This is a genomic window from Paenirhizobium cremeum (assembly GCF_022884085.1).
Classification (GTDB): domain Bacteria; phylum Pseudomonadota; class Alphaproteobacteria; order Rhizobiales; family Rhizobiaceae; genus Allorhizobium; species Allorhizobium cremeum.
The window spans coordinates 1-24,619 of sequence record NZ_JAGGCS010000021.1 but is presented as its reverse complement, the minus strand read 5'-3'; the positions used below and the strand labels follow the sequence as shown (position 1 = coordinate 24,619).

General features: G+C 58.9%; 25 protein-coding genes and 2 pseudogenes. 13 read left to right on the top strand and 14 right to left on the bottom strand.

Translation table 11 applies throughout. From position 1 onward, the window contains the following. Positions 1-503: 503 nt before the first annotated feature. Positions 504-764, top strand: a complete 261-nt coding sequence (locus J5N58_RS24445; protein WP_244713870.1) for a type II toxin-antitoxin system VapC family toxin — start codon at positions 504-506, stop codon at positions 762-764. 149 nt (positions 765-913) lie between these two features. Here J5N58_RS24445 and J5N58_RS24440 read toward each other — a convergent pair whose 3' ends face one another. Continuing rightward, positions 914-1,399, bottom strand: coding sequence for a hypothetical protein (locus J5N58_RS24440; RefSeq protein WP_244713867.1), 486 nt, complete (start codon positions 1,397-1,399; stop codon positions 914-916). Between the two features lie 56 nt (positions 1,400-1,455). Then, on the bottom strand, positions 1,456-1,764 hold the full coding sequence (locus tag J5N58_RS24435; RefSeq protein ID WP_244713864.1) for a hypothetical protein: 309 nt from the start codon (positions 1,762-1,764) through the stop codon (positions 1,456-1,458). A gap of 97 nt (positions 1,765-1,861) precedes the next feature. Here J5N58_RS24435 and J5N58_RS24430 point away from each other — a divergent pair, with 97 nt between their 5' ends. Both J5N58_RS24430 and J5N58_RS24425 read left to right on the top strand, forming a co-directional pair. Further along, the gene (locus J5N58_RS24430) at positions 1,862-3,670 is read left to right on the top strand and encodes a DNA cytosine methyltransferase (RefSeq protein WP_244713861.1); all 1,809 of its coding nucleotides are present in this window, start codon (positions 1,862-1,864) and stop codon (positions 3,668-3,670) included. 267 nt (positions 3,671-3,937) lie between these two features. Beyond that, positions 3,938-4,936: a hypothetical protein gene (locus J5N58_RS24425; protein ID WP_244713858.1), complete on the top strand. Its 999-nt coding sequence runs from the start codon at positions 3,938-3,940 to the stop codon at positions 4,934-4,936. 325 nt (positions 4,937-5,261) lie between these two features. Here the strand turns inward: J5N58_RS24425 and J5N58_RS24420 are convergent, their stop codons facing one another. Continuing rightward, complete coding sequence (locus tag J5N58_RS24420; RefSeq protein WP_244713855.1) at positions 5,262-5,771, bottom strand: hypothetical protein; 510 nt, start codon at positions 5,769-5,771, stop codon at positions 5,262-5,264. 207 nt (positions 5,772-5,978) lie between these two features. On the opposite strand from J5N58_RS24420, the gene J5N58_RS24415 reads away from it, so the two are divergent. The 3 genes from J5N58_RS24415 (at position 5,979) to J5N58_RS24405 (ending at position 8,177) form a co-directional block, all read left to right on the top strand. Next, positions 5,979-6,590 carry a hypothetical protein gene (locus J5N58_RS24415; protein ID WP_244713852.1) on the top strand — a complete coding sequence of 204 codons (612 nt, stop codon included), beginning with the start codon at positions 5,979-5,981 and terminating at the stop codon, positions 6,588-6,590. Between the two features lie 63 nt (positions 6,591-6,653). After that, positions 6,654-6,980, top strand: coding sequence for a hypothetical protein (locus J5N58_RS24410; RefSeq protein WP_244713848.1), 327 nt, complete (start codon positions 6,654-6,656; stop codon positions 6,978-6,980). 579 nt (positions 6,981-7,559) lie between these two features. Then, positions 7,560-8,177: a DUF1281 family ferredoxin-like fold protein gene (locus J5N58_RS24405; RefSeq protein WP_244713844.1), complete on the top strand. Its 618-nt coding sequence runs from the start codon at positions 7,560-7,562 to the stop codon at positions 8,175-8,177. A 47-nt stretch (positions 8,178-8,224) separates the two neighbouring features. On the opposite strand, the gene J5N58_RS24400 is transcribed toward J5N58_RS24405, so the two are convergent. The 4 genes from J5N58_RS24400 to J5N58_RS24385 all read right to left on the bottom strand — a co-directional run bounded on the left by J5N58_RS24400 (position 8,225) and on the right by J5N58_RS24385 (position 10,129). After that, entirely contained in the window at positions 8,225-8,734 is a 510-nt protein-coding gene (locus tag J5N58_RS24400; protein WP_244713841.1) for a hypothetical protein, read from the bottom strand. Positions 8,735-8,808: 74 nt separating this feature from the next. After that, complete coding sequence (locus J5N58_RS24395) at positions 8,809-9,258, bottom strand: hypothetical protein (RefSeq protein ID WP_244713822.1); 450 nt, start codon at positions 9,256-9,258, stop codon at positions 8,809-8,811. A gap of 62 nt (positions 9,259-9,320) precedes the next feature. Further along, on the bottom strand, positions 9,321-9,803 hold the full coding sequence (locus J5N58_RS24390; RefSeq protein ID WP_244713819.1) for a hypothetical protein: 483 nt from the start codon (positions 9,801-9,803) through the stop codon (positions 9,321-9,323). Continuing rightward, positions 9,800-10,129 (bottom strand): hypothetical protein, encoded by a 330-nt coding sequence (locus tag J5N58_RS24385; RefSeq protein ID WP_244713801.1) that lies wholly within the window; start codon positions 10,127-10,129, stop codon positions 9,800-9,802. Before J5N58_RS24385 ends, J5N58_RS24390 begins: the two co-directional genes overlap by 4 nt. Positions 10,130-10,362: 233 nt before the next feature. On the opposite strand from J5N58_RS24385, the gene istA reads away from it, so the two are divergent. Both istA and istB read left to right on the top strand, forming a co-directional pair. Next, on the top strand, positions 10,363-11,883 hold the full coding sequence (gene istA, locus J5N58_RS24380) for an IS21 family transposase (protein WP_244713797.1): 1,521 nt from the start codon (positions 10,363-10,365) through the stop codon (positions 11,881-11,883). Beyond that, on the top strand, positions 11,873-12,667 hold the full coding sequence (gene istB, locus J5N58_RS24375; RefSeq protein ID WP_113426738.1) for an IS21-like element helper ATPase IstB: 795 nt from the start codon (positions 11,873-11,875) through the stop codon (positions 12,665-12,667). The genes istA and istB overlap by 11 nt, the downstream gene beginning before the upstream one ends. A gap of 70 nt (positions 12,668-12,737) precedes the next feature. Here istB and trbJ read toward each other — a convergent pair. From trbJ to traI, 6 genes and pseudogenes are all read right to left on the bottom strand, one after another. After that, positions 12,738-13,388 (bottom strand): annotated as a pseudogene (gene trbJ / locus J5N58_RS24370) (P-type conjugative transfer protein TrbJ); the annotation flags it as partial. A gap of 16 nt (positions 13,389-13,404) precedes the next feature. Next, on the bottom strand, positions 13,405-15,861 hold the full coding sequence (locus J5N58_RS24365; RefSeq protein WP_172891010.1) for a conjugal transfer protein TrbE: 2,457 nt from the start codon (positions 15,859-15,861) through the stop codon (positions 13,405-13,407). Positions 15,862-15,870: 9 nt separating this feature from the next. Beyond that, the gene (locus J5N58_RS24360; RefSeq protein ID WP_172891011.1) at positions 15,871-16,170 is read right to left on the bottom strand and encodes a conjugal transfer protein TrbD; all 300 of its coding nucleotides are present in this window, start codon (positions 16,168-16,170) and stop codon (positions 15,871-15,873) included. After that, positions 16,163-16,543 (bottom strand): TrbC/VirB2 family protein, encoded by a 381-nt coding sequence (locus J5N58_RS24355; protein ID WP_112635405.1) that lies wholly within the window; start codon positions 16,541-16,543, stop codon positions 16,163-16,165. Before J5N58_RS24355 ends, J5N58_RS24360 begins: the two co-directional genes overlap by 8 nt. Beyond that, positions 16,533-17,510 carry a P-type conjugative transfer ATPase TrbB gene (gene trbB / locus J5N58_RS24350; protein WP_112635407.1) on the bottom strand — a complete coding sequence of 326 codons (978 nt, stop codon included), beginning with the start codon at positions 17,508-17,510 and terminating at the stop codon, positions 16,533-16,535. The genes J5N58_RS24355 and trbB overlap by 11 nt, the downstream gene beginning before the upstream one ends. 10 nt (positions 17,511-17,520) lie before the next feature. Continuing rightward, positions 17,521-18,147, bottom strand: a complete 627-nt coding sequence (traI, locus tag J5N58_RS24345; protein ID WP_112635409.1) for an acyl-homoserine-lactone synthase — start codon at positions 18,145-18,147, stop codon at positions 17,521-17,523. 374 nt (positions 18,148-18,521) lie between these two features. Here traI and repA point away from each other — a divergent pair, with 374 nt between their 5' ends. From repA to repC, 3 genes and pseudogenes are all read left to right on the top strand, one after another. Continuing rightward, positions 18,522-19,739, top strand: a complete 1,218-nt coding sequence (repA, locus tag J5N58_RS24340; protein WP_172891012.1) for a plasmid partitioning protein RepA — start codon at positions 18,522-18,524, stop codon at positions 19,737-19,739. Positions 19,740-19,893: 154 nt separating this feature from the next. After that, the gene (gene repB, locus J5N58_RS24335; RefSeq protein ID WP_112635411.1) at positions 19,894-20,901 is read left to right on the top strand and encodes a plasmid partitioning protein RepB; all 1,008 of its coding nucleotides are present in this window, start codon (positions 19,894-19,896) and stop codon (positions 20,899-20,901) included. A 190-nt stretch (positions 20,902-21,091) separates the two neighbouring features. Beyond that, positions 21,092-22,418: pseudogene (gene repC / locus J5N58_RS24330) on the top strand (plasmid replication protein RepC). A 118-nt stretch (positions 22,419-22,536) separates the two neighbouring features. Here the strand turns inward: repC and J5N58_RS24325 are convergent. Then, a complete protein-coding gene (locus J5N58_RS24325) occupies positions 22,537-23,697 on the bottom strand; it encodes a site-specific integrase (RefSeq protein ID WP_162750716.1) in 1,161 nt (386 codons plus the stop codon). 77 nt (positions 23,698-23,774) lie between these two features. Here J5N58_RS24325 and J5N58_RS24320 point away from each other — a divergent pair, with 77 nt between their 5' ends. After that, positions 23,775-24,053, top strand: coding sequence for a type II toxin-antitoxin system Phd/YefM family antitoxin (locus tag J5N58_RS24320; protein WP_112828854.1), 279 nt, complete (start codon positions 23,775-23,777; stop codon positions 24,051-24,053). Next, positions 24,040-24,471, top strand: coding sequence for a plasmid maintenance toxin (PemK-like) (locus tag J5N58_RS24315; RefSeq protein WP_244713794.1), 432 nt, complete (start codon positions 24,040-24,042; stop codon positions 24,469-24,471). Before J5N58_RS24320 ends, J5N58_RS24315 begins: the two co-directional genes overlap by 14 nt. The last annotated feature ends 148 nt before the right edge of the window (positions 24,472-24,619 follow it).

Below are 24,619 nucleotides of genomic sequence, written 5' to 3'. Positions count from 1 at the left end.
CGGAACTCAGACTGTTGCGGCGGAGCGTGAGGCAAGCTGCCGAACCTTGGATTTTCCGATTCATGTCGATTTAAGTTCGGAGGACTGAACAAGCTGTCGCGTCGTCATCGACCCGGGATTTCCGGGTTCAGAACGTCACCGGCGGAGGGGCCGTTCCGGGATTTCTGGGTTCAAAAAAAGTGGACTGTCATTGTAGCCAACAGGTCCAAAGGCTCGTGATAGATGCTCTGCGTCAGCGATATGCGCACATTGAAAACAGAGAGGTAGGGCTTCAGTTGAAGAGCTTGTGGCGATCGCCGACAGGGGCCGCGGTTCATTTGAAGCGGCCTTATACCGATCACGCTGAACTCCTCTATGATGAGAACGGCCTGCCGAAATGACTGTCGATACATCCGCCATTGTGGCGATCCTTTGCAGCGAGCCGGAAGCCGTCGCGTTCACGCGACTGATCCACGATTCTGCGACCACCCGGAACAGCGTGGCAAAACTATCTGGAACTATCCATGGTGATCGAAAGGCAACTCGGGCCGGAAGGCATGAGGCAGGCCGATGCCTTCGTCCGCCGTGCAGCGATCGGCATCGAGCCGGTGAGCGTCGAGCAGGGCCATTTGGCCCGGCAGGCATTCTTTCTTGGCAAGGGCAGACACAAAGCCGGGTTGAATTTCGGAGACTGTTTTGCCTACGCGTTTGCGAAGGATTTCGGCGTACCATTGCTGTGCAAGGGCAAAGATTTCAACGAGACGGACATCCGTTCGGCCGCCTGACATGCGACCTGGAATGATGAATGGGCGGCGCCGCAATAATCCAAGTAATGAGCTCCGCCCATGTGGTTGAAGTCTCAGGCGGAGCCTTTGATGCGCCCGAGGCACGGATCGCTAATCATCCTGCGTAAGCCCACGACCAGGCTCGACGCCTACAGCGGTACCGCAATGTCACAGACGTAGTTGCCGACGGCCGCCACATGCGCGCCGTGGACCACACGGTAGTCAAATGCCGGCATGCTGTAGACCGGGCAGCGCATCGGAGCATTCTTCAATCCAACGGCCTTGTTCGTGATCCCGCTCTGTCCCGGGTTGCTCAGAATTTCCGCCACAAGCCGGGTCCCGGCTTCCGCCATCTCCGCCGTGCCAAGTTCTTCTACAGGATCCGATGTGACGGCGAGTACCCTGGTCTCGCCCGGATCGAGCATGACCAGAACCTGCCCGTTGCATACGCCGTGATAGATGAGTGCCTTGCGCAACGCATGCTTGACCTTGAACGCATCGGTCTCGTAACGCTTAACGAGGTCCGCAACCGGCGTCACGGGGTTGATCGATCCATCGGTGAGATCGTCCTGCATCTTCGCGAGAGGCCCGAAACTGTCGCGGATGGAGGGCTTGAGGTATGGCGTGGCGGTCATGTCTAACTCCAGACTGTTGATGACGAAGGCAACCTGCCCGGCATCGCGCTGCACGTCTAGCGGGTATGGCAACTTTTTTGGTGTGGCTCGCGACGCTCACCGAAATCGGCCGAATTGAAGCCATTGCCGATTGATTTCATTAAGCATTCCTGTTCGCGCATCTTAAACGGCTGATTTCCTATGTCTGCGTTGCAGATGAATTCGGGAGTGGTCATGACGCAGATTGAAGCAGTGCAGCAGGCGGACGGAGCGTTCTGGAAGGGGGTCAACGAAAAGCTGAGGAACCAGTCGAAGACGATCCGGAAGGCAACATTCGCGATTGCCGATATCCTCGCCGAAATCGCCACCGTATCGCCGGCCAGCAAGCTTCAGGCATATCTGGTACGTGAACTGGGCCTGTTCGGAGCCGACGCCGCGGGCTATATCGCACTCGCCAGGCTGCCGGCCGACGAGCGTGATGCGTTGGGCAAGCTTTCCATGCCGTTCTCGACGCTGAAGACGCTTTCGCGCCAGCCGGGCTCGGTACGGACCAAAGCCGCCGAGAAGATCCGCTCCGGCACGCTGCTCGGCAGCCGTGAGATCCTCGCCCTGACTCGGGACGAGAAGCCGTCATCATCGGCAGAACTGGAGCGCAAGCGTCAGGCTGCCTACCTTCGCCAGACTGCCCGCCGCAGGACGGATCAGTCACTCACCATGTTCCGGGCGCAATATGTGTCCTTTGCAGGTGAACTCCTGGACCTGCATCTGAAGTATATGTTTCCCGATGAGCGATCGATCAAACCTGAAGAGAGCAAGGATATCGATGCCAGGATGGCGCGGCTTACGCAGATTGCCGCACGAGCCGTTGCCGATTTCACCGGCATGTTCGATACGGCAAGCCTTCCCAAGATATGGGATAATGACTGCTATACGGGCATGACGGACGATGCGCGGCTTGCCCGCGCGCATGCCGCCCTGTCGGATATTGCGCGCGGTGTCTTCGAACCCTGGTCGGAAGATCCTGACGATCCTCGCCCCTACGGAAACGAGCCCGGGCTGGTCGATCGCTATTACGTCGATGCCATTCTGTGGCTTTGCGGCAAATCCTATCCGTGGAATATCGTCCCGCGCCCGAAACCGGCCGCCGTTCCCGCGCCATATCGCGATCCGGAGCACCGCCTGAGTTCCATCGAGCTTTGTGCCGGTGCGGGCGGGGCGGCTCTGGGGCTTCACGCCGCCGGCTTTGATGCGATGGCCCTGTTCGAGGCTGACAAGCATGCCGCACAGACCTTGCGCCGCAACGACTTTTTGGGTGAAGTGGTTGAAGGAGATCTGACGAAGGTCGATTTCCGGCGCTACGCAGGTGTGGATCTGGTCGCTGGCGGTCTGCCTTGCCAGGGCTTTTCCAGTGCCGGCGATCGGCTTGGCCGCGAGGATGAGCGCGACCTGTTCTCCGCTGCTGTCGATATCATCGATGTGGTGAGGCCAAGGGCGTTTTATTTCGAGAATGTTGAAGGCTTCAAGGAGAACAGGCACACGGATTACCGCGCCGAACTGCATGATCGATATCAACGCCTCGGTTACGAAAGCCGCCTGTTCACGATCAAGGGCGTCGATTTCGGACTGCCGCAGATGCGCGAGCGGATTGCGTTCGTCGGGTTCAGGGAGGGATCGTTGCGACGCTTCCAGCTGCCCGAGGCAATGCCGTTGATGCGCAGATCGATGGGAGAGGCGTTGCTTGATCTGGTTGCCGCCAATGGCTGGCCGCATGCGGAAGCGTGGGCGAGGCGCGTGGACCGGCCGATCTACACTCTGATCGGCGGGTCAAAAAAATCTGGCTCGACATCGTTCTTCAAGCACGGCGACGATCGTTTCGGATCCTTGCAGATCATTCCGAACAAGCTCGCAAAGTCTGCACCCGATCGCGATCATCCAAAAGATGCGCCTTTTGCCTTGACGTTCAAGATGGCGGCGAGACTACAAGGGTTCCCGGACGACTGGGTGTTCACGGGCGCAACACAGGATCGCAAACGGCAGATCGGTAACGCGCTTCCGCCTGTGATGGCGCGCGTCGTGGGGCTAGCACTTTACGCGGCTCTGACCGGGGTGACGATCGACTACGAAAATGAAGTCGCACAACCAATGAAGCGCTCGCCAAGTAATGCAGCGTGGAAGAAGACGAGGACGCTGAACACCCCTGCCAAACGCTATCATCCGAGCCAGGCGTATCTCGAAATTCGCGATCGGCTGGAAGAAGAAGCCGAGGCATATCCCGAACACCTCCTGGCCTGATCCGACGGCCGCTCAACGTGGCGGTGCATAAAAATGTCCGGGTGACATCACCGTCACCCGGACTGCCCTCTTTCGCGTAGCATGATGATGGCACTGGAGCGCAGCTACCCCGTACGCTCCCTCCCCGCCGCGGCCCGGCTTGAAACCGGCCGGCCAGGGTTTGCGGATGACCCCCGCATATCACCGGCAACAATTCCGGTTTGACGCTCCTCGCGATCATCTGCAGGGTCCTGATCAGCCGGACCTGTTGTGCGTTAAGGAGCGATCATGGAACTCTACATCAAAGGTTTTGTAACTGCGTCGATCAACAATATCGACCTCAAGACCACGCTGACCCGTCGTGAACTGAACGACCGTCAGGCTCGCGGCAAGACGCGAGCGGCGATCAGGCGGGATGTGTTTTTCGACACGGTTCGTGACGCGTTGCTGTCGGCGAATTTCGACAAGGTTGACGGAGACTGGGACGCGGCCGCGACCGAACGGGCGAAACTGGATTACATTCGCCGGCTGGCGCCGTTCCTCCTCCCCGATCTGGCTCACACTGCGGCAGCCTTTGTCGTGGATCGGAGCTTCCTGAAGCCGACATTGGGCGATGCGTGTTCATCGGACGAAATCACGGCCGCCACGGCGGTCCTGCAGACACGCGAAAGCACTTATGTCGAGTTCCCGCATGAGACGTTCCTCTCATCAGGCGAGGTCGGCGCCCGGATGGTCATCATCACGACGGTGGACGCTCAGCGGTTCAAGTGGTCGGCGGTGCTTGAGCCGACCGGAGAATTCGCCGAGACCTGTGTCGTGAGCTGGTATGTCACGAGGGGTATCGCCGAGCCGTATACCAACGTCATCTTTGCGGGCAAGGCTCCCGTGATCGCGGACTGGACCAGGATCTGCGACGAGCTGACGCGCCTGGTTCATGCCTGTCTGGCGTGTATTTCCTGTTCCGCCCGGAGTTCCGCGTCCACCTCACGGCGACAGACAGAACAGAGCAGCGATCCTTCCTGCCTTGCGACTGAGGTCGCCGATACATATCCGGGATTCCATTTCCGCGTCGAGCGGCTGACCGCCGAACAGCGTGATGCCGGAGCATTGCGTGCGAACGCCTCCGGCAAGGCACTGTCGAAGCACATCGTGGTTGCGGGGTATTTCAAGAACGTCGCCTGCGGAAAGGGTCGCCAGGAACGGCGACGGACGTGGATCCCCGAACATCACAAGGGGCCGATCCATCAGCCGATCGAGACGAAGGTTCCGCTGTTCCGGGTCGGGTGATCCGCAGTACTTGTCCCCGGGCTGTCGCAAGAGCCTCGCCACCCATCGAATGTGTATTCGAGGAATTATTGGTGGCCTTGTCCACAGTCGGCTTGTCCCCTCTCCTCGGCTGCCCGGCGGTTTGTTTCGCAACGGGTGACAGCAGATTTGACGGTGGCGATTTTTCCGCCCTCCCCCGCTTGTGCCCCGTCCATAAGCCGGACAGCCTTTTGATATCGGTGGCTCCTGACGTCCGTCTCCACGCGGCACGCCTGCCCCGCTCCCGGATTTCCATCAGCCTGAAAGGGTAGAAGATGCTTTATATGGTTCAGAACTCCAACGACTATCACCCGGTCGCGCGTGTCCTCGAAACGACGAAGCCGTTGCCTTCATCGCGCAACGAAAGCAGGAAGACCCTGACGGCTATCTCGAGATTGCACCCGAGGAACTCACCTGCCAGTCCTGGTGGGAATATACCAATAAACGCGATGGCACCTGCATCCATGCATGGGGTGACGACAGTGAATCCTATATCTGGCTCGACCACCTCGAGCGGCAGCATCCCTATGACAGCGATGTCTGGCATTGCCGCGAACTCGGGATCGCAAAAGCATTCGAGCCGGATCTCGAGAAGCCCAGCGATAGTCTGGACCTGAGCGAAGCGATCCTGGAAATCCGCCCGCAGTTGCTGGGGTATCTCGATGAACTCCTGAAAGAGGTGTCGATCGTCACCGCCCCTTCCCTCTTTGCCACAGAGACGTCGGACGTCGTGCGCGCGGTCGAGGCGGCCTATTACTTTAGTTTGCGGCTGGAATATGCAGGCGTCATCGACAGCGCCGGGATGATGGTTCGCCATGTTCTCGAAGGCAGCGATTGGGAGCTTGGTGACGAAGATCCGGTCTCACGGATCGTCCAGAAAGCGACGTGCTCGATAGTTTTCGAGGAAAACATCTCCCGTCACAGGTAACCCCGCAGTGCCAACTTCGAATTTCGCGGCAGCCTGACCGAGTCCGTATTCGGTCGCGCCAAATTCGCATTACCCATCACAGACCAGGAGCCATCCATGACGCCGACAGCAACCGCCACCCGATCGCCCGAGCAAATTTACCACCTGGCCAGCGGGATCGCCGACATCATCTTTGCCTTTGGAACCCGCATCGCCAGCGAATTGTCCCGACTGGTCGGGGTTCTTGACGTTCCGGCATCAGATCCGGAGGGTGGCCGGCTGTGCATCCGGGTCAGCCGGACCGGGGCCGAGGTCGCTCTCAGATCGTCAATGCCCTCGGACGAGGAGTTGAGCGAGGCGGCCGATGAATACAGCTTCTGGTTCGGATTGCCGCCCGAGGTCGACAAGAGCCTGTTGCTTGCCGGGTTGCAGCCGCCAGCTTTGCAGAACCTCGCCACAATTCAGGTCTGGGTCTGGGCGGTCAACAAGGCACTTCTGGACGGGCACCCTCCGCATTCGTCGGTACCGCGTAAATTCACCGATCTGATCGACAAGGAGGCTGCCGCGTTCCGCGCCTTCGTCACGGCCTCGCCGCGAAATGAGCATGTCGACCGTGGTGCCGGTCGGAGAGCGGAAGATGAGCCTTGCGTGCCTGTGGCAGCACTTGCGGGAAAGGCGAGAACACTTGCTGGCAATTCATCTCGATTTGCCGCAAATTATTTTGGGTAGTGACGGGCGCTGTTTGTGACTTGCATCACGTAGTGGTCCCCTTGGATGCACAGGAGAACAACGATGCCGCGGCGAGCAAACCCAGACAACGAGCAGAGGCGACTTCGAACGGAGCGTTGGCGACAGCGACGACGCTCTACCGGCCGACCGGAGGCATCCATCGTCGACCGCGCGGTCGCCGCGTCCTTTTCGGTGTTTCTGGCCAGCAGCTTGCGTGATCCGGAGGAGAACGAGTTTACGCTGCGAGATGTCGTCGCCGGAGCTCAGCGGCTTCTTGTGCGGCAAGGCTACGACAAGAGGGAAAGCAACCTGGAAATGATGCGGCGGATGATGCGGAGGGCCGATCTTCCTCGATTGAACGCGATCATCAATCCACACGAGAACGTTTGACAGGAATGAGTCTTCTCCCCGTTACTTCCGGGTTGTGAATCGGAGATTTCAGGAGCCGGTAGAGACAAGCGGGGGGCTCATCCCCTGCAGCCAGGGGCGCGAGCTACGATCGCGTGCAACGCCCGGAGAACTGATCATCCTAAAGGGGATCGCTGATCTCATAGCGTCGTCGGCTCAAGGCAGCCGATCACGTGCTGCGGTAGACCTTTGCTGTAGTCGAAGATCGTCAGCGACAGTTGCGGCTCCTTTGGTGTCGGCAATGCGGAAGATGTGTCGGCTCCGGCTGCATCCGGAGCTATTCATCGAGGACGTCCACGAACGACGATTACGTTGGCGGCGTCTAGCGGTCACGCTTCAAGCTGCTTCTTTGGAACGTCCACGGCTGTGGAGCTTCGTACAAGCTTCTCCGCGATCTGCTGAAGAAACCTCCCGTACCCGCTTGCACGCCGGCTGAATGCACGACAGCCTTTGATGAGCGGCAAGTCGCACCTGCGCTCGAATGGCCGGAAGTGATCAAGGATGGGCGCTCAGCCACCAGGTGCTTCACGCCGCTATTTGGTAAAATTCATGGAGAGGTACATGCCGAGTTGGGTTGGTAACCGGATAGAGTTCCGTGGTCCGAAGAATGAGATACAACGTATGATCGATGAGTGCTTCACGCGCGAGACGATCGACAACAGATCAGCATTCACCGATTTCGGCGAGAAATTGCTGACGAATGAGGACACTGTTCTCGCTCTCGACTTCGAGCGCGTCCTGCCCCACCCCGTGGCTCAGTCAATTGGGGAGCATGCCTCGGTTAGCGGCAGCATCGAGGCTAAGCAAGCTGAAGCTCAGGACACCGGTCTGGATGTGAGCGATTGGCGTGAAACGCACTGGGGCACTGAATCCAAAGCATGGTGCTCACAGCTCGTAAAAGTCGGTGATCAGCACATCGTGGCGATGTTCCTTACCGCCTGGGCGGTTCCCGAGGGCGTACTCGCCACATTGGCGCACCGATATCCGAGCATCGAATTCTTTGGGCATGCCGTAGATGAGGGATTCGAGTTCGGAGCGACCGTCTTCGGCAAGGGCGGATATTGCAGCTCTGCCTACACGTCGACGCGCGAGGCCAGCATGAAGCTGTGGGAGATCGTCTTCGGACATCCACCGATCGACTGGAGCGACATGGAGGACGATATCGATGACGCGGCTTGATTGAGGCTGATCTGGAAACGATCCAGGAGCATAGGCCGGCTTGAGGCTCACTCGGAGCCATCAAGCGGGTCATGTTTATATCGCCCCTGCTGCGCCAACAGCTCCTGCATCATGTCAAGGCCATCGCCGTAGTCCTTCAGGAAATGTGCCATCGCCGCCTCGGGGTTGTCGAACATGTAACCCGTCGATGCCGTCCCGCTCCAACCGACCGCATCCAAAACATACTCATGCAGCCGACACCGCACGCGCGCTTCCTCGTCAGCACCGACCAGCGTGCCCGGACGGCCGCAGCACTCGCACGTTGCCAGCGACTTCTCGCGGGCCCTATCCCGGATCCGCATCATCGCCCTCCATGGATGCGGGAGCTTGCGATCCGGCGGCAGGTGGTCGTCCAGCGGGATATCGCCGGAGACGTACTGGGCCGATAGCTTCAGTGCGCCGTCGACGCGATCAGCCGACACGATCTCGAAGCACCATTCCTCCGGAAGCTTGCTAGCTTCCTCAACGGCTTCCTGGAGGATGTGCTGCCACCCGTTGGCGACGGTAATATCCGACATTGTCCACCTGTTTGTCGTTTATTTTCGACATCAGTTCGTGTTGCGCTCGGTAGCGTTCTGCCGTTCGCGATTAATCATCTGTGCAGCCGCCTGCCCAGCCGGATCCAGCCATCGTCCGTTCGCGCCATTGCCTTGTCTCGATGGAGATACAGCAGCCGCAGCCACCTCCTGCCGACACCGTCGCGGCTGTAGAGCATGCCGCCGACCTGCCACTGGGCGGGAACGTCTCCGCTTTGCCAGAGCAGTAGCTGCCAATCCTGCATCCACCCGGCGTCGAACATCTCGTCCGCAGTCGGCTCGATCTCGCGGCACAGACGGAACTCGGGCGGCGGCATCAGAGGGCAGCTTGGAGACGATAGCTTCAGCAAACGGTGGCCGATGCGGAAGGCGCTGCCTGTCTGCGATACAAGATGCCACCCAACGCGCTGGCACGTCGCCGCGTCCGGCTGCCAGTCGATGTCGAGGACGTTCTCGATGTGCTCGAAGCGGTGGACCGCCTCGCAGATCAGCGTCTCGGCATCCATCCCCTCGTATGCGATGCCGCGGACGCCCAAACTCCGGCGTCGGGAACGAGGTTTCGTTGCTGTCACGTGGCCCATTCTGGCGGCTCCGCGTTGACGAAAGCATCGACGTCGGGGTCGTAGACGATCCAGCCGTCTGCGGTCTGTCGGTAGTCGCGCGGCTCGGGCTCCTCCGGCACCGCGTAGACGCCATGTTGCGTTGCATGCTCCTCACATGTGACCGTCAGATAGCAGCGCCGCCTCCGGAAACGACCGCGGCGGCCGCAATATTCGCAAGTGTGCAGGCTCCTAGCTTCGGCCAGGCGATGTGCTTCTGTCACGGCGCGAACGGACGACAGCGTCTCGCCGTACGAGCTGTCGTAGATGCGCAGCGTACCCAATTTTTCTTTGATCTGCCCGACTTCGTAGACCGCGCCCTCCGGCATCTCGCGCTGGATCACTTCGAAATAGCGGTCGAGGATCCCGATCCAGCCGATCTCGCACTGAAACCCAAAGTCCGGCCGCAGCAGCCGCGGATACCGCGCTTTTAGATCATCCCAACTTCTCATCGAAATCGCTCCGGCGTCGGGATCGGTACCAGGGTGTCGCTCTCCCTGTCGTACTCGTACCATTGACCACCGACCTGCATCGTGCCAGAGTTCCAGCGTGTCGACTGGCCCCACTCCGCCTGATCCGGAGACGCGTGATCCTCGCACAGCGTCCGCCACCACGCCCACCTTCCCGGCGGCGGTCTGCGCAGCCAGCCTTCGGCACCGCAGATCTCGCATGTGATCGCCGATTTGGCCTCCGCCTTACCCTTCGCGAGCCGCGCAGCCACCACAGGGGTGTCGCACCAGATCCGCATGGTGCCCCACTTTTCCTTGATCTCGTGCACGCTCAAGCTCGGATCATGCGGCAGCGCCTCGCGGACGAAATCGCGGACGAGCGGGAGCCAGCCGGTCCCGACGTCGACATATTTCGCTGAATCGAAAACGCCCGGGTAGTCCTGCTGCAGTGTTGGTTTCCACGCAGAACTGAGCCGGTTAGGCGCATAATTTCCATTGAGAATTGAGCCATGTGAACCTTCCCCCCAACGCGGTGAGCGACGGGGGCAACGGAGTGATCCACATGGGACTTTTAAACATCATCCGTCGGATGGCGCTGCGCGAGAAGCAGTCGATCCGGGAGATCAGCCGGCGCACCGGGCTGTCACGCAACACGATCGCGAAGTATTTGAGCGCTGGTACGATCGAGCCGACGTTCATGGTACCGGAACGACCGAGCAAGCTTGATCCCTATGCCGACAAACTTGCTGGCTGGCTGAAGACCGAGGCCGGGAGGTCGCGCAAGCAGCGCCGAACGCTGAAGCAGCTTCATGCGGACCTGGTGGTTCTCGGCTTTACCGGCTCCTATGGTCGGGTCGCCGCATTCGCCCGTGACTGGCGGTCTGAGCAGCAAAAAGCGGGCCGCGGCATATTCGTTCCGCTATCCTTTCGCCCAGGCGAAGCATTCCAATTCGATTGGAGTGAAGATTATGCCGTGGTAGGCGGCGAGCGCACGAAGCTTCAGGTCGCACATATCAAGCTATCACACAGTCGCGCGTTTCTGGTCAGGGCCTACCTGCTGCAAACGCACGAGATGCTGTTCGACGCCCACTGGCACGGCTTCCGTGTGTTCGGCGGCGTACCTGGCCGCGGCATCTACGATAACATGAAGACCGCGGTCGATCGCGTAGGCCGGGGCAAGGAGCGGCAGGTCAACATCCGCTTCCTGGCGATGACGAACCATTATGTCTTTGCGCCCGAGTTCTGCAATCCAGCGGCAGGTTGGGAGAAAGGTCAGGTCGAGAAGAACGTCCAGGATGCCCGACCACGCTTGTGGCAACAGATGCCGGACTTTCCCGATTTGGCGGCGTTGAACGACTGGCTGGAACAGCATTGCCAGGACCTATGGCGGGAGACGGCGCATGGAACCTTGTCCGGCACGATCGCGGATGTCTGGGCTGATGAGCGGGCAGCATTGATGTCGCTCCCCGCCATGTTTGACGGCTTCGTCGAGCAGAGCAAGCGCGTCTCGCCGACATGCCTGATCACCTTTGAGCGTAATCGTTACAGCGTGCCAGCATCGTTTGCTAACCGGCCCGTCAGCCTGCGGATATATCCCGAGAGACTGGTGGTTGCGGCCGAGGGCAATGTCCTATGCGAGCATGAGCGGATCATTGAGCGCAGCCACGACAAGCCGCCGCGAACGATTTACGACTGGCGACATTACCTTGCCGTCATCCAGCGCAAACCCGGTGCCCTGCGCAATGGTGCACCCTTCCTGGAATTACCGCTGGCCTTCAGACAGTTGCAAGATCAGATGCTTCGCCGCCCCGGCGGTGATCGTGAGATGGCCGATATCCTTGCCCTTGTCCTTCATCACGACGAACAGGTCGTCCTCAGGGCTGTGGAACTGGCCTTGGATGCGGGGGTGGCGACCAAGACGCATGTGCTGAACCTGCTGCATCGGCTGATCGACGGCAAGACAATCGATGGTCCCGACATCGATACGCCACAGGCGCTGACCTTGCTGCGTGAACCCAAGGCCAATGTCGAACGCTATGATGGCCTACGCGCCCGGATCGCAGGGGGTCGCCATGCGTCATGACCCCGCAAGTGCTGCCGTCGTCATCATGCTGCGGAGCCTGAAGATGTATGGCATGGCCCAAGCCGTCACGGACCTTATCGAGCAAGGCGCTCCCGCCTTTGATGCGGCTGTGCCCATCCTATCCCAGTTGCTGAAGGCCGAGATGGCCGAGCGCGAGGTCCGCTCCATCGCCTATCATATGAAGGCTGCCCGCTTTCCTGCGTACAAAGACATCTCCGGCTTCGACTTCGCCGCCAGCGAGATCAACGAGGCCACCGTGCGCCAACTGCACCGATGCGAGTTCATGGATGGGGCGCAGAACGTTGTCCTTATCGGTGGCCCTGGCACTGGCAAAACGCATGTCGCGACCGCTCTTGGAATCCAAGCCATCGAGCACCATCGCCGAAAGGTCCGCTTCTTCTCGACCATCGAACTGGTCAATGCTCTCGAACAGGAGAAGGCCAAAGGCAAGGCAGGCCAGATCGCCGAGACGCTGGTTCGCCTCGATCTGCTGATCCTGGACGAACTGGGATATCTTCCCTTCAGCGCGTCCGGCGGGGCGCTGCTCTTCCATCTGCTGAGCAAGCTCTACGAGCGGACCAGCGTGGTGATCACCACCAACCTCAGCTTCAGCGAATGGGCAACCGTCTTCGGCGACGCCAAGATGACGACCGCCCTGCTCGATCGTTTGACCCATCGTTGCCATATCCTGGAAACCGGGAATGACAGCTTCCGCTTCAAAGCCAGCTCGGCTGCCGCAGCACACAAGAGAGGAGAAAAAGCCAATCCCTTGACCAAACCCTGATCAGAAAACCATACTCAGAGGTGGCTCACTTCTCGGTGGAAAAACCGGCTCAGTTCCGCGTGGAAACCAACAGCCATGTCCCCATCATCGTCATTTGCTGCGAGACAAGACCACGCAGCTTCTGCATCTGTGAAACCTGCTGGGCGGCAATCTGGTGTCCGACCTGGAGGGCCTTCATTTGGCCGTCGGCCGACTCCGACATGGATCGCAACGAGGTCATCGTGCTTTCCTCCGTGTCGAACTGATCCGCTGTCAGGCTCGCCGCCTTGAGCGTGCTGCCGATCGTGTCCCGGTTCGTGTCCGACCAGGATTGGTAGGTGTTCGAGAAAGACTCGGCGTTCGGCAGGTTGGTTTTCAGATCCGCATAGCTATTAAACCGCTGCTGAAGGACGTCGTCGGCATTGCCCATTGAGAACGAGATGCTCTGCCCTTGATCAACAATGCTGCGCAGGCGGTTGAGATCGCCCTCGACCTGGCCCCAGATATGATCAGGGAGCTGCGCTGTGTTCTGCAGCATGTTCTCATAGATCTTCAGTTGGTTCTGAATCTGCTCTGCGAGTTGCGTGATTTGGGTCAGCTGGTTATCGACCTGCAGGCCAGAGCTTTTGAGAAGATCGATGAGCTGAGCATTGTTGGCGAGCTGCGTCCATTCGGTGGCGGCGCCCGTTGCAGAGCCCGCATGGACGGAAGCAATCGGCAACAGCGCGATTGCCGCAGTCATCGTTGCGACGATCCAGTTACTGGGCGTTGAGGTGCGACGTGGCATCCGGAACTCCTCTCGATTCAAGCCAATGGGTTGGCCAGTCCTGGCCATATTCCGCCTTCAGCGCGCGGATCCGCTTCAGGTCTTCCTTTCCGGATGCGCCCACAAAGCTCAGTGCCACCGGCCCGAGCGACATATCGAAAAGCCGCCGTCCGTCTGGCGTGGCGACATAGTATTCGCGTTTCGGGATGGCGCCCGAGACGATCTCGATCTGGCGCTCGTTGAAACCGATCCGCTCGTAGAATTCCCGCGTGCCCGGCTCGCGTGCGGCACCATTCGGCAAGCAGATCTTGGTCGGGCAGGACTCCTTCAGGACGTCGATAATGCCGGAGCGCTCGGCGTCGGAGATTGACTGCGTCGCCAATACGACGGCGCAATTGGCTTTGCGGAGAACCTTCAGCCATTCCCGGATCTTGTCGCGGAAAACCGGATGCCCGAGCATCAGCCAGGCCTCGTCGAGGAGGATGAGGCTCGGAGAGCCATCGAGCCGCTTCTCGATCCGGTGAAAGAGGTAGGTGAGAACGGGCACCAGATTACGCTCGCCCATATTCATGAGATGCTCGATCTCGAAGCACTGAAACGCTCGAAGCGTCAGCCCGTCCTCTTCCGCGTCGAGAAGCTGACCCATCGGGCCGTCGACGGTATAGTGATGGAGTGCGTCCTTGATCTCGCGCATCTGCACGCCGCTGACAAAGTCCGATAGCGACTTTCCGGGTGCTGTCGCCATCAGCCCGATCTGGCGTGAGATTGCATTGCGATGGTCGGGTGTGATGGTAACGCCCTGCAGGGCGACAAGCGTTTCGATCCACTCGGTCGCCCAGGCGCGATCGCCATCTGTCGAAAGATCGAACAGAGGGCAGAACGCTAGCGCTTTCCCCTCCCCGTTCTGATCGTTGCCGATTTCGTAGTGATCGCCGCCGGCGGCAAGCGTCAGGGGGAGGAGCGAGTTACCCTTGTCGAAAGCAAAGATTTGAGCGAACTCGTAGCGACGGAACTGCGCGGCGATCAGCGCGAGAAGCGTCGATTTTCCCGAGCCCGTCGGTCCAAAGATCAGGGTGTGGCCAACGTCGTCGACATGCAGGTTGAGACGAAACGGCGTCGATCCCGAAGCGACCTGCATCAGCGGTGGCGAGTTCGGCGGATAGAAAGGGCACGGCGCCACTGGGTTACCCGACCATACCGAGTTGAGCGGGACGAGATCTGCCAGGTTGCTTGTATTGATCAGCGGCTCACGGACATTGGCGTACCAATTCCCCGGCAGACTTCCGAGAAACGCATCTGTCGCGTTCAGGGTCTCGACGCGCGCTCCGAACCCCTCTGCCTGGACGAGCCGGCGGATGGCTTCCGCCTTTTCCTGCAGAGCGTCACGGTCATCATCAAACAGGATGACGACAGGCGTGTAGTAGCCATAGGCGACAAGCTGGGACGATGCCAGAGCGATGGCGTCCTCGGTCTCGGCAACCATGGTCATGGCATCCTGATCGACCGATCTGCTCTGGGTCTGGAAAAGCTGGTCGAAGAAAGGTCGAACCTTCTGCTGCCATTTCTTTCGCGTGCGCTCGAGTTTCTGGCGCGCCTCCTCGGCATCGAGGAAGATGAACCGCGACGACCAGCGGTAGGTCAGCGGCATCAGATCGAGATTGTTGAGGATGCCGGGCCAGCTCTCGGCCGGCAGCCCATCGATGGCTACAACCGCGAGGAACCGGTTCTCGACCTTTGGCGTCAGGCCATGCTCCAGCTCTGCCGTCGCCAGCCAGTCGAGATACATGGGAACTTCCGGTAGCCGAACCGGATGGCTCTCCCCCGTGATGCAAAATCGAACAAACTGCATGAGGTCGTCATAGCGTGCGACCCGCTCCCCTCCCCTCTCGCGGACCTCGCGGGTCTTCATGCGAGCGATCGACAAAGTGTTAGACAGGTACTGTTCGATTTCCCGGATCGCGTTTCGAAACACGAACAAGACCGTGTCGGCATAAGACTTCTTCCTGCTCTCCTCGTCCGAGTAGATGTATTTGCTAAGCGCCGTCTTCTTCGACTCGAGCGGCCGGTAGGTGAGAATGATCGCGTGCTTGCTCTCGAAATGCCCCTGCTCCCGCCCGAAATGAGCACGGCGCTCGGCATCGATCGCTCGGGTGACAGGATCCGGGAAACGGCACTGATCTGGCGTGGGATAGTCGACCGTCGGCACGCGGATGGCTTCGACTTGGATCATCCATCCGGTCCCTAGTCGTGAAAGAATTGAACTGATCTGTCGGGACAGCTCGTTGCGTTCGAGGTCGGTGGCGCTTTCGGAGTCCGGACCCGCGAAATACCAGCCAGCCATCAGGCTGCCGTCCTTCAGCAGCAGGACGCCGTTGTCGACCAGGCCGGCGTATGGAACCAGATCAGCGAACGAGGGACCGGTCGTGCGGAATCGTTTGAGGGCAACCATCAGGACACCTCAGTATCTTCGCCACGGCGCGGCCGTTGGCCGGTAGTGGGGCTTGTAGGAAATGTGACGGGCATAGACCTGCCGCATCAGCGGATCGGATTTGGCCATCATGCGAAGCAGACCGACGATGACGATCCAGACGGCCACACCGAAGAGCGCCGAGTAGACCGTCAGGACAACGAAGATCAGGATCACGGCGGCGAGCCCGGTGATCAGCACCAGCTCGCGGTCGGCGCCCATCAAAAGGTTCGGACGCGACAGCGCGCGATGAATGCGATTTCGTTGCAGTCTTGAGGCAGCTTCAGCCATCTGTGCCCTCCCCTGATTTTATAGCTGGGAAGGTAGAGGTGACTTTCTCCGAAATGCCGATCGATGCACCGGTGGCGCCAAAGAGGCCGACGATCGTCGTCGCACCGAGCAGAATGCCGGCGACCAGGACGACGTACATCAGCCTGCGCGCGAAATCGTTGAGTTCGCCGCCGAAGATTAACATACCGCCAGCGATGGCAACGGCTGCGAGCGCGATGTATCCAGCGACTGGACCTGTGATCGATTGCTGGATCTGCTCCAGAGGACCTTCCCAAGGAAGGCTGCCACCACCTGAGCTCGCCATCGCCGGCACCACGAAGGCAAAATGAGTTGCTATTACTGAAAAAGCGAAAACATTGGTCTTACGCAACATGACGGGCTTCCTGTTCTTCCGTAAGGTGCTCGGACTGGATTTCGTATTCGCCTTTGGCAAAACGCTCGACGGTTATGATGTCACGGACTCTCCTGCCGCGGGGCGTGCGCTCGATCGAAACGATGAGGTCAACGGCCTCACCAATGACTTCATGCATTGGCTGTTGGCTTGCCTCTGCCGTGAGTTGTTCAAGCCGGCGGAGTGCGGACATGGCGGTGTTGGAGTGGATGGTTGCGACGCCGCCCGGATGCCCTGTGTTCCAGGCTTTAAGAAGCGTGAGGGCTGCGCCATCGCGCACCTCGCCGACGACGATGCGATCAGGTCGAAGGCGCATCGTACTTTTGAGCAAGCGGGCCATATCAACGCTGTCACTTGTGTGGAGAAGAACGGCGTTCTCGGCGGCGCACCGGATCTCCGCCGTATCTTCGAGGATCACCAGTCGATCCTCTGGCGCACTTCTTACGATTTCGTCGATCACTGCGTTGGCTAGCGTGGTTTTCCCGGAGCCGGTCCCGCCTGAAATGATGATGTTCAATCGCGAGGCGATCGCGCTTCTGATCGTTCCTGCTTGCAGGTCTGTCATGACGCCGGTGCGAACATAGTCATCGAGCGGAATGAGACGTGAGGCACGCCGGCGTATAGTGAACGCCGGTTTTGCAACGATGGGAGGCAGCAGGCCTTCGAACCGGTGCCCCCCGATTGGCAGCTCACCGGAGATGATAGGTTGATTGGTATCGACCTCGGACTGAAGAGCGTGCGCAACAGTCCCGATGACCATCTCCGCCGCAGCGGATGACATTTCCCCGGCAGGCGCTACGCCGTGACCAAGCCGTTCGATGAACAGCTTGCCGTCTGGATTGAGCATGATTTCAACGACATTACTGTCGTCGAGCGCGACGCATAGCTGATCGCCTAGCGCCTCCTGGAGCTTGCGTACAAGTCTTGGATGGGAAAGAAGCTGGGTCACGTGGCTGTCCTCAAGCGGCCTTGTGGAAGGAAGTAGCGATGAGCGACCGATAGTGCGGTGGCTGCAACCGCTGGAACGAAGCGCGGTCTGCGGGGAGAACGCCTGCAATTGCCGTGGTGACGCCAATCTTTTGAGGTGTTCCCAGTCGTTGCAATGGCCATCCGACACGGGAGAGGATCCGCTCAAACCGCAGATCCGTCACGGTGACGATGTCGCTAAAGCCGTTGACGATTGACCACTCGATGATGCCAGCAAACATTGCTTGCGTGACGTTGTTGATGGAGCTCTGCGCACTCGATCCTTGCGATTGCGTATCGACGCAAAAACGTGAGCTTTCGATCATTGCGGCGTGAGCAAAGAGCCTCCCATCTGGAAGAAGTGACGGGAAAATCTCCTGGATCATTGTCGGCCCGGTGGCGGGTAGAAGCCGTGCGCAGCCATGGACACGATCGTCACCCCCGACAGCTAGAATGTATGTTGGACGTAGATCATCGAATCGATCCATCTCCATCCCGTCATCAACGTCGACTTCCCATCCCAACCGGTCGGCGAAGACTTTTGCCCGGAGGGCGTGCTGGGCAGCGAGCAGTCTCTCTTCTTTTGCGGTTCGAGGTGTCGAAATCGCCAGTAGCTGCATGGATATCTCCGTCGATGTTGAGTCGATTGAGATATGTGCACGGATCGGAACCGAGCGGCAGTTGTAGGATTCGACAAATGAGAATCGCGCTGAGTCGCGGTAGACATGGCGACCGCATGCGTTTGGCAGAGGAATCGACTGCTTTACGGGTTCGGCAAGTTGCAGGATTCACAATAAAACAAATGAGGAACAGGAAGCTACAAGGGAGATGCTAAGTTACTGTATAAAATACGTAATCTGTTTGGGTTACCGTAGGTGGCAATGCGTCGATTAAGGTTTCGTTAACCATTAAGTCCTTGCCAAGAAACTGGTTGCAGGTATCGTCACGGTAAACAGGCCGTTTCGGCTTAAAATCCGTGATAAGAGAGATCATCGTGAGCGTGGCTAAAAACGTGAATAGGCACAGCCTCCCAAGTGCTGATGAAACGATCGGGGCGCAGGCTGAACTCCTGAGCTCTCAGCTTCAGTCTATGAGCGAGGCGCTGTTCCCGCCGACTTCACAAAAGGTCCTCCGTAAGTTTACGTCGGGTGAAGCTGCTCGTTTGATCGGAATATCTGATTCCACGTTGCGCAAGATGACGCTGGCTGGTGAAGGACCGCAGCCGGAAACTACGAGTAACGGGAGGCGCCTATATAATCTCAGTGAGATCAACCAGATTCGTCGACTGCTCGCCCAATCGACACGCGGTAGAGAGACGATAGAATTTGTCCCTCACCGTCGCCCAGGTGAGCATCTGCAAGTCCTTGCCGTCACCAACTTCAAAGGCGGGTCCGGCAAAACGACAACGACAGCTCATTTGGCACAATTTCTGGCTCTCCAGGGCTATCGCGTTCTAGCCGTCGATCTCGATCCACAAGCCAGTCTTTCGGCACTGCTAGGCGTTCTTCCGGAATTGGATGTCGCGTCAAACCACACTCTATATGCTGCAATTCGTTACGACGAAGAGCGTCGCGCACTTTCGGAGGTGATCCGGCCAACTTACTTCGACGGCCTGGATCTCGTCCCAGGTAATCTAGAACTGATGGAGTTTGAGCATACGACGCCCAGAGCGCTCAGCGCGGGGGCTTCAGGCGAAACGCTGTTCTTTGCACGAGTGGCGGCGGCGCTTGACGAGGTTGCCGACAACTACGACGTCGTCGTGATTGACTGCCCTCCTCAGCTCGGCTTCCTAACGCTCAGTGGATTGTGCGCAGCGACTGCGATGATCATCACGATTCATCCGCAGATGCTCGACATATCGTCGATGAGTCAGTTCCTTTTGATGACGCGTGATCTGCTCGGTGTAGTGCGGGATGCTGGCGGCGAACTCAAATATGATTTCATCCGCTACCTATTGACCAGATATGAGCCTCAAGACGCTCCTCAAACGAAGGTCGCGGCTCTGCTCCGTAATCTTTTTGATGACTACGTGTTGACGAATCCCATGCTGAAGTCTGCAGCGGTATCGGACGCCGGCCTGACCAAGCAGACCCTCTATGAGATTGGTCGTGAGAACATGACTCGCTCCACCTATGATCGGGCGATGGAGTCGTTGGAGGCGGTCAACTCGGAGGTTGAGACATTGATTAAGCAGGCTTGGGGTCGGGCATGAGTACCCAATTCGGTTCTCCACATAATGATATCGCGGATTGTTGGGAGCTCCCAACCATTCCGATCAGCCCATCTTCCCAGAGTGTTGAACCGCGTTTGTTGGGAGCTCCCAACAGCGAGCCAATTGATCGGGACTCTCATCCTGGAGTAAGTTCATGAGCCGCAAGGATTCCATCGACAACCTCTTCATGAAAAAGCCGGTCGTCACCGCATCGTCACCGGCCAGGTCTCCTGATCGGGTGCGCACTGGTGCAATATCGGCGATGGGGTCCTCACTCCATGAAATGGCGGAAAATGCCAAGCAAGTAACCAAGCTGCAGCAACAATTGGCCGAAGGTGAACCGGTCGTTTCCCTCGACCCGTCTGCGATCGATAACTCAAAGATAACTGATCGCATACAGCTCGAGGTCGACCCCGATTTTGAGGCGCTGGTAGCAAGTATTGCTGAACATGGGCAGCAGGTGCCGATCCTTGTTCGTCCAAATCCTGAAACTGCGGGGAGGTTTCAGATTGCATATGGACGACGCCGTTTGAGAGCTGCCGAACAGCTCGGGCGACCTGTCCGAGCAATTGTTAAAAGTCTTTCTGACAGCCAACTCTACATTGCCCAAGGCCGGGAAAATCTGGATCGGAAAGATCTATCCTTTATCGAAAAGGCCTTTTTTGCACGAAATCTGGAGGACGGTGGGTGCGACCGCGCCACTATTATTTCTGCTCTCGTTACGGATAAAGCGGATGTGAGCAGATACATTGCGGTGGCCCGACGATTGCCGGACAGTGTCGTAAACTTGATTGGCCCCGCGCCCAAGGCGGGACGCGCCAGATGGATGGCTCTGGCCGAACATCTTGCAAATCCATCAATGGTCGAAGCGGCCCAGCAGATTCTAAGAGGATATGTTGAACAGCGGCTAGACAGCGATGCGCGTCTTAGTGGCTTGCTGCGTGAGTTGTCCGGGCACCCCAAGGTAAGCAAAAAGAGATCTGAGTCGACGGACGTTTGGAGAACTCCGACGGGTAAGCGCGCAGTGAGCATCGAAGCGAACGATGGCAAGACGTCCATCGTTTTCGAAGAAAAGGCTGTTCCAGCGTTCGCCAAGTTTGTGTCAGCGAGACTGGATGAGCTTTACGAACAATTTCAAAAACAGAATCGCGAGGGGGATTGATGATGAATTGAGCCGCTGGACTGTTTCACGGTGAAGCAAAATCGGCAAAGAAAAAGCCCTCCGAAATGAATTCCGAAGAGCCTTCTCCACTTTGGTCGGTTGAGAGAATCGCACTTCTCAGAATCCCCGTCAAGAGTCTTTGACGTCGTTCCGGCGAGCGTTTTTCTGTTGCCTTTCGAAAGGTAGGAAAATGCATCCCGAAAATGTAACGACGCCCTTTGGGCGGCGGCCGGTCGTGCTTGCTCTCGTAAAGAGACAGCTGCAGACGTCTGAGACGAAACCAAACCGCCCGGTCGAAAAATGGAAGGTGTTTCGCGACGCTTGTGAGGCCCGTGAACGCCTCGGCCTCCAGGACAGGGCGCTGACTGTGCTGGACGCACTGCTGACGTTTTATCCAGAGAGCGAGCTCAACTGCGATAGTGGATTGGTGGTCTTTCCATCCAATGCTCAGCTGTCTGTCAGAGCGCACGGCATAACCGGAACGACCTTGCGGCGGCATTTGGCTGCCTTGGTCGAAGCCGGGCTCATCCAGCGCAAGGATAGCCCGAACGGCAAGCGCTACGCTCACCGGGACAAGGGTGGCGATATCGAGCAGGCTTTTGGATTCGATCTTTCTCCACTTTTGGCTCGTGCTGCGGAACTTGCAGGTCTGGCACAGGAAGTCGCTGCCGAGCGCCTGCAGTTCAGACGAGCCAAAGAAGCGCTGACTATCTGCCGGCGTGATGTACGCAAGCTGATCTCCGCCGCGATGGATGAGGGGGCCGACGGCGACTGGGAAGCCATCGAAGACATGTATGTCGGCATTGTCAGCCGACTCCCCCGCAATCCTGACCGTCGCCAGGTGGAGGCAATCCTCGACGAGATGCAGCTATTGCGCACCTAAATCCTCACCCGTCTGGAAAATCAGTCAGATTCTCAATATATGGACGGCAATGCTGTTCAAATTGGCTGTCACATACAGAATTCAAAACCCGAATCCATCCATGAACTTGATCCTAGCTCTGGAAAAGAGCAGGGCGGAGCCGTCGAGCTGGAAGTAGAACCCAAAGCGGTTGCTCAGCCGTTGGCAAAACCGGAACAGATTAAGGCGTTCCCACTGTCGATGGTCCTGAAAGCCTGCCCGCAGATTTTGGACTACGGGCCCGGCGGGACGATCTCCCATTGGCGCGAGCTGATGGGGGCCGCGGTGGTGGTTCGATCCATGCTTGGCNCAGATTTTGGACTACGGGCCCGGCGGGACGATCTCCCATTGGCGCGAGCTGATGGGGGCCGCGGTGGTGGTTCGATCCATGCTTGGCGTTAGCCCGTCGGCTTACCAGGAGGCTTGCGAGGTGATGGGGCCGGAGAACGCCGCGGTTGCGATGGCTGCAATCTTGGAGAGGGCAGGGCACATCAATTCGGCAGGTGGATATCTCCGCGATCTCACGCGCCGAGCGCGGGCAGGGGAGTTCGGGCTGGGACCGATGCTAATGTCACTGATGCGTGCCAATGCGAACGGCGATCGGAAAACGGGGTGATGGGTTATACGAGGTACCAGGTAGAGGCATGATCGTACGGCAGTGGCGCCGCATTTCATACAGCACTCGTTCCACGGTTTATAGCTGGCGCGCCCTCCCATGAGAGAGCATCACCGAACTAGAGCAGCCTGGCTGCTCTGCCACTCCGTCTCGTTGCGCTATTGTAGTATTCGGATGCTTGCTGAACCGATCGATGCCGGGATTGCTCCATGGCTTCTGGAAGCGGAATGCCGCGATTGGCTGCCTCGGTCAGGTAGCCGGAGCGCAGGCCATGGGCGGAAAACTCCGCCGGGTCCAGCCCTGCCATGAAGGCGCGCTGCTTGACGATATCGTTGATGGCTTTCGGATCCAGCGCGCGCTTTGAGACATTGCCCCAGCGATCGATCGCCCGGAACACACTGCCGCTTTCGATCCTGCCGGCCTCGAGCCAGCCATTCAGCGCATCGACGGGCCGGCCGGTGAGGTAGACAACCTCTTCGTTGTCGGCGCCGCTGGTCTTGGTGCGGCTGAGTTGAATGGACAGCGAGGGCAGGGGAGCTGATCCTTCAACCGGGATAGGTGCTTCCATGACCAACTGCTCCTTACGCAGCCCCGCCACTTCGCTGCGGCGCCTCCCACCGGAGGCAAAGGCAACCATCAGGATCGCCTTGTCCCTGACATCGCGCAGGCTGCCGGCCCGGCAGGTGCCAATCAGCTTCGACAGGACATCGCCTGTCACGGCCTTGACGCTCTTGCGCCGCTTCGGGCGTGGCGTTGCACGCACCGCCAGCCGGATGGCCGACTTGAGGGCAGGGGAGGTGAAGGCACCTTGCAGTCCGCGCCATTTGGTCAGCGTCGACCAGGTTGCCAGACGTCGGCGCACGGTGTCGGGTGCATGGGGGCCTGAAGAACGGAGAAACCCTTGGAGGCGAAGCTTGTCCTCGACCTCGGCCGGCATGCCATGATCCGGATCCGTCAGACGCTTTTCCGGATCCCAGAGGTGATGAGCGACAAACTTCAGCAGCAGCGCTTCCGGCGCGGGCCAGGCGAGTGATCGTCCTGATGCCGCCAGCGACCAGGCCTGCAGGTAGGCGAGATCGGAGGTGAGCGCGCGCAGTGTATTTGCGCCCATGCCTTCGTTGACGAGATGACGGAGCGTCTCGACATCCTGGTCCGTCAGGAGCTCAGCCAATTCGTCACGGCGTTCCATTGGGAGTACGGCAGCGATGGTATCGAGTTCTTCCACACGTCGCGTAACCACATCGTCGGTCGATTTGGATGTTAGTGGCTTTCGCGTCATCGTATTCCGTCACTTTCAGGAGCACATTTGCAAAAGTTCCGGAAAGCCCGTATATTCCGGAACAAAGGAGATCTGCCATGACGTCGATTGTGACAGCAGCTGCGGTTTCGAAGAATTTCGGTGCCTACCAGGATGCCGCCGTGCGAGAGCCGGTCATCATCACCAAGAACGGCCGGCCGCGCACGGTGCTCATGGCCTATGAAGATTATCTCCGGCTGGCCAAGCGGGACCGTCGGGTCGATCTGACGGCTGCGATCAGTGACGACGAACTGGCCGCGATCGAGGCTTCGATGATGGAGCGGGGCCTGGATCATCTCAATGCCGAACTGCTGATGGACAAGAATGCTGCCGATTGAACCGAAGGTCGGCTGGGTCTTTCGCTATTCCTATCTCTGGCATTGGCAGCATCTGGACGGACGAGAGGAGGGGGACAAGGATCGCCCGGCTCTCGTGCTGGCGATTGTTGCGACGCTTCAGGACGGGACACCTGCAGTGCGTGTCCTGCCAATCACGCACTCGCCACCGTCCGATCCCAGCGAAGCAATCGAAATCCCGCCGGTTACCAAACGCCGCCTGGGTCTCGATGACGAGCGATCTTGGATCGTGTTGACCGAGAGCAACCGCTTCGTCTGGCCGGGGCCCGATATTCGCCCTGTTGACAGCGAGAGCGGATATCACGGGCCGCTGCCTCCGGCATTGTTCGAAGAGGTAAAGCGCCGGTTCGTTGAGCTCGCGAGAAGCCAGCGTCACAAGGCGACCATTCGCAGCGATTGAGCTGTTCTTCATCCTTTTGTTCGCCCTCGAATTCTGCGCGTCCAGCAGTGATCTTCGCCGTGATTTGCCACGACTTTAGGCCTTCAGAGCCGTCAGATCAATCACCACCGATAAGGGATACTTATCGGCGGCCAGGCGTGGCCTGGAG

Coding starts and splice junctions, on each gene's coding strand:
- J5N58_RS24360 (WP_172891011.1), bottom strand. CDS start 16,170: ATGGCTGAAGCTGCCTCAAGACTGCAACGAAATCGCATTCATCGCGCG.
- J5N58_RS24325 (WP_162750716.1), bottom strand. CDS start 23,697: ATGACGCGAAAGCCACTAACATCCAAATCGACCGACGATGTGGTTACG.
- J5N58_RS24400 (WP_244713841.1), bottom strand. CDS start 8,734: ATGTCGGATATTACCGTCGCCAACGGGTGGCAGCACATCCTCCAGGAA.
- J5N58_RS24355 (WP_112635405.1), bottom strand. CDS start 16,543: ATGTTGCGTAAGACCAATGTTTTCGCTTTTTCAGTAATAGCAACTCAT.
- J5N58_RS24445 (WP_244713870.1), top strand. CDS start 504: ATGGTGATCGAAAGGCAACTCGGGCCGGAAGGCATGAGGCAGGCCGAT.
- J5N58_RS24315 (WP_244713794.1), top strand. CDS start 24,040: ATGCTGCCGATTGAACCGAAGGTCGGCTGGGTCTTTCGCTATTCCTAT.
- J5N58_RS24405 (WP_244713844.1), top strand. CDS start 7,560: ATGCCGAGTTGGGTTGGTAACCGGATAGAGTTCCGTGGTCCGAAGAAT.
- J5N58_RS24320 (WP_112828854.1), top strand. CDS start 23,775: ATGACGTCGATTGTGACAGCAGCTGCGGTTTCGAAGAATTTCGGTGCC.
- J5N58_RS24420 (WP_244713855.1), bottom strand. CDS start 5,771: ATGGCGAACCATCATCCCGGCGCTGTCGATGACGCCTGCATATTCCAG.
- J5N58_RS24415 (WP_244713852.1), top strand. CDS start 5,979: ATGACGCCGACAGCAACCGCCACCCGATCGCCCGAGCAAATTTACCAC.
- traI (WP_112635409.1), bottom strand. CDS start 18,147: ATGCAGCTACTGGCGATTTCGACACCTCGAACCGCAAAAGAAGAGAGA.
- istA (WP_244713797.1), top strand. CDS start 10,363: ATGGGACTTTTAAACATCATCCGTCGGATGGCGCTGCGCGAGAAGCAG.
- J5N58_RS24395 (WP_244713822.1), bottom strand. CDS start 9,258: ATGGATGCCGAGACGCTGATCTGCGAGGCGGTCCACCGCTTCGAGCAC.
- J5N58_RS24425 (WP_244713858.1), top strand. CDS start 3,938: ATGGAACTCTACATCAAAGGTTTTGTAACTGCGTCGATCAACAATATC.
- J5N58_RS24440 (WP_244713867.1), bottom strand. CDS start 1,399: ATGACCGCCACGCCATACCTCAAGCCCTCCATCCGCGACAGTTTCGGG.
- istB (WP_113426738.1), top strand. CDS start 11,873: ATGCGTCATGACCCCGCAAGTGCTGCCGTCGTCATCATGCTGCGGAGC.
- J5N58_RS24365 (WP_172891010.1), bottom strand. CDS start 15,861: ATGGTTGCCCTCAAACGATTCCGCACGACCGGTCCCTCGTTCGCTGAT.
- J5N58_RS24390 (WP_244713819.1), bottom strand. CDS start 9,803: ATGAGAAGTTGGGATGATCTAAAAGCGCGGTATCCGCGGCTGCTGCGG.
- repB (WP_112635411.1), top strand. CDS start 19,894: ATGAGCCGCAAGGATTCCATCGACAACCTCTTCATGAAAAAGCCGGTC.
- J5N58_RS24410 (WP_244713848.1), top strand. CDS start 6,654: ATGCCGCGGCGAGCAAACCCAGACAACGAGCAGAGGCGACTTCGAACG.